Origin of the sequence: Roseisolibacter sp. H3M3-2, from assembly GCF_029211165.1 — a bacterium.
GTDB lineage: Bacteria > Gemmatimonadota > Gemmatimonadetes > Gemmatimonadales > Gemmatimonadaceae > Roseisolibacter.
Genome location: NZ_JARGEK010000384.1, coordinates 1 through 4,286, shown reverse-complemented (window position 1 = coordinate 4,286; position 4,286 = coordinate 1). Strand labels below are relative to the sequence as shown.

At 78.6% G+C, this 4,286-nt stretch carries 6 protein-coding genes; 2 read left to right on the top strand and 4 right to left on the bottom strand.

Features of this window, described 5'->3' with window-relative positions:
- The 3 genes from PYV61_RS21565 to PYV61_RS21555 all read right to left on the bottom strand — a co-directional run.
- Positions 1–542 (bottom strand): DUF6597 domain-containing transcriptional factor (locus PYV61_RS21565; protein ID WP_275835537.1); only part of this gene is annotated, 542 nt, incomplete at its 3' end.
- 122 nt (positions 543–664) lie between these two features.
- Positions 665–1,264 (bottom strand): hypothetical protein, encoded by a 600-nt coding sequence (locus PYV61_RS21560; RefSeq protein ID WP_275835535.1) that lies wholly within the window; start codon positions 1,262–1,264, stop codon positions 665–667.
- Complete coding sequence (locus PYV61_RS21555) at positions 1,261–2,121, bottom strand: hypothetical protein (protein WP_275835533.1); 861 nt, start codon at positions 2,119–2,121, stop codon at positions 1,261–1,263. The genes PYV61_RS21560 and PYV61_RS21555 overlap by 4 nt, the downstream gene beginning before the upstream one ends.
- A 311-nt stretch (positions 2,122–2,432) precedes the next feature.
- Between PYV61_RS21555 and PYV61_RS21550 the strand changes: the two genes are divergently transcribed.
- Positions 2,433–3,314, top strand: a complete 882-nt coding sequence (locus PYV61_RS21550; protein ID WP_275835531.1) for a hypothetical protein — start codon at positions 2,433–2,435, stop codon at positions 3,312–3,314.
- Positions 3,311–3,820, top strand: coding sequence for a nuclear transport factor 2 family protein (locus tag PYV61_RS21545; RefSeq protein ID WP_275835529.1), 510 nt, complete (start codon positions 3,311–3,313; stop codon positions 3,818–3,820). Before PYV61_RS21550 ends, PYV61_RS21545 begins: the two co-directional genes overlap by 4 nt.
- A gap of 50 nt (positions 3,821–3,870) precedes the next feature.
- On the opposite strand, the gene PYV61_RS21540 is transcribed toward PYV61_RS21545, so the two are convergent.
- Positions 3,871–4,286 (bottom strand): DUF3574 domain-containing protein (locus PYV61_RS21540; protein ID WP_275835527.1); only part of this gene is annotated, 416 nt, incomplete at its 5' end.

Genomic DNA, 4,286 nt, shown 5'->3' with positions numbered 1-4,286 from the left:
TCCGACTTCCCCGTCACGTGGCGCGGCGCGACCGCGACGCGCGCCGCCCACCCCGCGGCGGCGGCGCGCGCGCCGACCACGTCGTCGAGCGGGCGCGCGCCGTCGACGAGCGCCAGCGCCGGGGTGCGGAGCAGGGCGGGGACCGCGCCGAGCCGGAAGCGGGCGCCGGTGACGAGCAGCGGCCCGTCCATCGGCAGCGCCCGCGCCGTCGTCGCCGCGTTGCAGACGACGGCGGGGCGCGACGCGAGGAACGCCACGGCCTCGCGGCGCCGGTCGAGGCGCCACGGCTCGGCCGACACCGCGCGCAGCGGCTCGGCGTCGAGCGGCGTGCGCACCGAGAGGTCGACGTAGCCGTCGGCGACGACGCGCCAGCACGCCCCCGCCGGCGCGCCCGCCGCCAGCACGAGCTGCCACAGGTACTCGACGTGCGGCGCGAGGTCCGCCGGCGGCGGCAGCATCACCAGCGTCGCCAGCGGCGCCGGCTCGTCGAGCGCGCCGGGCGGCGTCGGGTGTCCGGTGGGCGGGGGTGGCGTCGACGACATCGGGAGGGCGGGGAGGCGGGACGGGCGCCCGAACAAAAGGGCGCCCCCCGGCATGCTAGCGCCGGACGGCCGCGCCGCCTTGAACGAATGCGCCAACCCGGGCCCGCCGCAACGCCCGCGGGTCAGGCGGGCGCGCGTCCCTCCGGCCGCCCGGCCGGACCCGTGGCCAGGCCGACGCCAAGCCACGCCCACAGCAGCCCCCAGGCGCCGAGCAGCTCGCCGCGCGGGCCGGGGACGCCGTCGCGCCCGCCGAGGAAGAACGCGAGCTGGAGCACCAGCTGCAGCGGGAAGTACGCCCCGACCAGCAGCGGCGCCGCGCGCCGCCACCCGGACGCGCGACGCGACCCGAGCACCGCGGCCCCCAGCGCGAGCATGCCGAGCGCCAGCAGCAGCGAGCCGCCGGGGGTGAGCTTCTGCGTGAAGCGCGCGCCGGGGCGCACGGCGAGCAGCGCGAACGCGGCGAGCCAGAGCAGCGCGCCGAGGGCGGCGAACGCCGCGCCCGCGGCCCCGAGCGCGCGCGGCCACCCGCGCGCACCGACCGCGACGCGCCGCACCCCGAACGCGGCGACGGCGAAGCCGATCCCGACGAGCGCCGCGACCGGGTAGTAGCCGCGGCCGAGCAGTGGGGAGACGCGGTGCAGCGCGAGGTCGCCGAAGAAGGTGAGCCCGGCGAGCCCGCACCCGACGCCGGCCGCCCGGATGGCGTAGGCCGGCCGCGTCACGACGCCGGGGGACGGGGCGTGGCGCCCGCGCGCGCGCCCGCGCGCCGACGCGCGGCCGCCGCGAGCCCGACGAGCCCCGACGCCGCGCGCGCCAGCGTCGACGGCTCGGGCACGACCTGCGTGGTGACGAGGGTGACGCGCTCCACCGAGCCCCCCGTGAACGCGAAGAGCGTCGCCGCGCGGTCGTCGCCGTCGCGGTCGAGGCGCGCGATGCTGCCGGCGAGCACCACCAGCTCGCGCGACGGACCGTCGGCGCACGTGCCCGCGTGCTCGTCGGACGCGAAGCCGGGCGTGTCCGGCGACAGGGTGGCCGCGTCGAGGCACGCCCCGGCGCCGGCGATGTCGACCACCTGCGCGAAGCTCTGCGAGAGGGCGAACGCGGTCGCCGGCTGCGTCCCGTCGAGCACGGCCGACAGCCCGGCGCGCGCGCCGACCAGCCCGACCGCCGGCAGCAGGGAGTGCGCGAGGAACTCGACCTGGGCCACCGCCGTGCCGCGCTCGTCGCCGCGCTGCGACGCGGTGGTGGTCACGTTCGACAGGAGGCCGAGGAACTCGAAGCCGACGGACACGCGCCCGTCCGCGTCGACGCTGCGGAACGGGAGCACGTCGAGCAGCTCGGCGTCGGGGACGAAGGTCGACACGCCGGGGCTCGCGTCCACGAAGGTGAAGTAGTCGAACTCGTCGAAGGCCCACGCGTCGATGCGGCACGCGAAGCCGGGCGCGAGGTACGCGGCGAGCGTGCCGGCCGCGCACTCGGCCTGCGCGTGCGCGGGGGCCGGGGCGAGCGTGGCGGCGAGCGAGAGGAGGGCGGGGAGCACGGCGCGCGCGGCGCGCCGGAGCGATGGTGTATGCGGCACGGGATCGGACTCGCGATGAGAGGACGTCGGGGCGCGCCGGTCGGCGCGCGGTCCGCCCATGGTGCGTCGCGCCGCCGCGCGCGGCTTGAACCGATGCGTCAGCGCGCTCCGTCACCCGCGCGCTTGTACGGATGCGACACGCGACGTCGCGCGGACGTCGCAAACGACCAAGCCGGGTGACGCCGGCGCGGGCAGCTTGCGGTCCGGCGGGGGACTCCGCCTCCGTCCTCACCCGCAGACCGCATCGATCGCTCATGTCGAGCACATCGCACACTCCCACGCACCGCGCCGCCGTGGACCGCCGGCGGGCAGTGCATGCCGTCCTCGTCGCCGCCGTCGCCGTGCTCCCCGTGCTGGCCGCCGCCGACGCGCCGCCGCCCAGCCGCCCGTCGCGCACCGCCGTGCGCACGCTGGACGTCACCGCCTCCGACTTCGCCTTCCACGCGGCCGACACCGTCGCGGCGGGGCGCATCCGCCTGCGCGTGAAGAACGCCGGGCGCGAGCTGCACGTCCTCGAGGTCGCGCGCCTGGCGGACGGGCACACCGCCGAGGAGCTCGCGGCGCACCTCGCCGCGCGCCGCCCCGCGCCCGCGTGGGCGACGTTCGTGGGCGGTCCCATCGCGCCGCCGCCGTCGCCGGGTGGCGGACGCGCCGCCGGCCCGGCCGACGACCTGGCGGTGACGCTCGACCTCGCGCCCGGGCGGTACGCGCTGATCTGCCCCATCCCGTCCCCCGCCGACCACACGCCGCACATGTCGAAGGGGATGGTCCGCACGCTGGTGGTCACGCCCGCCCCGGCGCCCCCGCGCGCCGAGCGGTCGCCGGCTCGCGTCGCGACGCCGACGGCGCGCGTGGTCCTCGACGACTACGGCTTCGTGCTGGAGCCGGCGTGGCGCGCCGGCCGGCAGACGGTGCGGGTCGAGAACCGCGCGGCGCAGCCGCACGAGATCGCGGTGTTCCGCCTCGCCCCCGGCAAGCGGGTCGCGGACGTGCTGCGCTGGGCGGCCGCGCTCGACGGGCCGCCCCCCGGCGCGCTGGTCGGCGGGACGACGGCGCTGTCGCGCGGCGAGGTCGCGTCGATCGCGCTGTCGCTGACGCCCGGCACGTACGCGCTGCTGTGCTTCCTCCCCGACGCGACCGACGGGCGCTCGCATGTGCAGCACGGCATGACGCGCGAGGTCACCGTCCGATGAGCGTCCCCGCCTCGCTGGCGCGCGGCTCGTGGCTCGCGCCCGCCAGCGCCTCCCCGGACTTCCCACCGCGCGCGCCGTGCGGCGCGCCCACCCTCGTCCTGCCGGAACCGCATCCCGTGCCGCTCCCCTTCCACGTCCACGCCCTCGTGGCCCTCGTCGAGCAGGGCCGCCCACTCGACGCGTTCGAGCGCTTCTACGCCGACGACGTCGTCATGCAGGAGAACCTCGCGCCGCCGACCGTCGGCAAGGGCGCCAACCGGGAGCGCGAGCGCGCGTTCGTCGCCCGCATCCGCGACGTGCACGAGAGCCGCGCGCGGCTGGTGCTGGTGGACGGCGACCACGCGGTGATCCGCTGGCTGCTCGACTTCACCGACGCCGACGGGGTCCGGCTCCGGTTCGACCAGCTCGCGCTCCAGACGTGGCGCGACGAGGGGGGCGAGTCGCGCGTCGTGCACGAGCGATTCGTCTACGACCCGGCGACGCTGACGGCGCGCGCGGCGGCGTAGGCGCGCCGGCGTCCGGGCCGCCGCCGCGAGATCGGCGGCGGCCCGGGCGTTCAGAGCTCCGCGCGCGCCGCCATCACGACGCGCAGCACGGCCTGCTGGCCGAACCGCCGCTTGTACGCCGCGACCACGCGCCGCACACGCGCGTCGGCGTCCGGCGTCGGCGCGTGCACGAGCTCCACGACGAAGCTCGGCTCCCGCACGGCCCGGCCGTCGCGCGCGCGCCACCGGCCGTCGGCCGCCCAGATCGTGGCGCCGTCGGGGAAGGCGGGCGTCAGCACGGCGTGCACGAACGCCGCCCACGCGGAGTCGCTCACCACGGCCGTGTCGCCGACGTTGCGGCCGAAGTAGAGCCGCTCGACCTGCGTGGCCGCCGGGGATGCAGGGGCGACGACCGCCGCGGCGCTGGCCGCCGCGCGCGCCACCACGCCGCCGAGCACCGCGCCGGCCACGCGCGCCTGCCTCATCG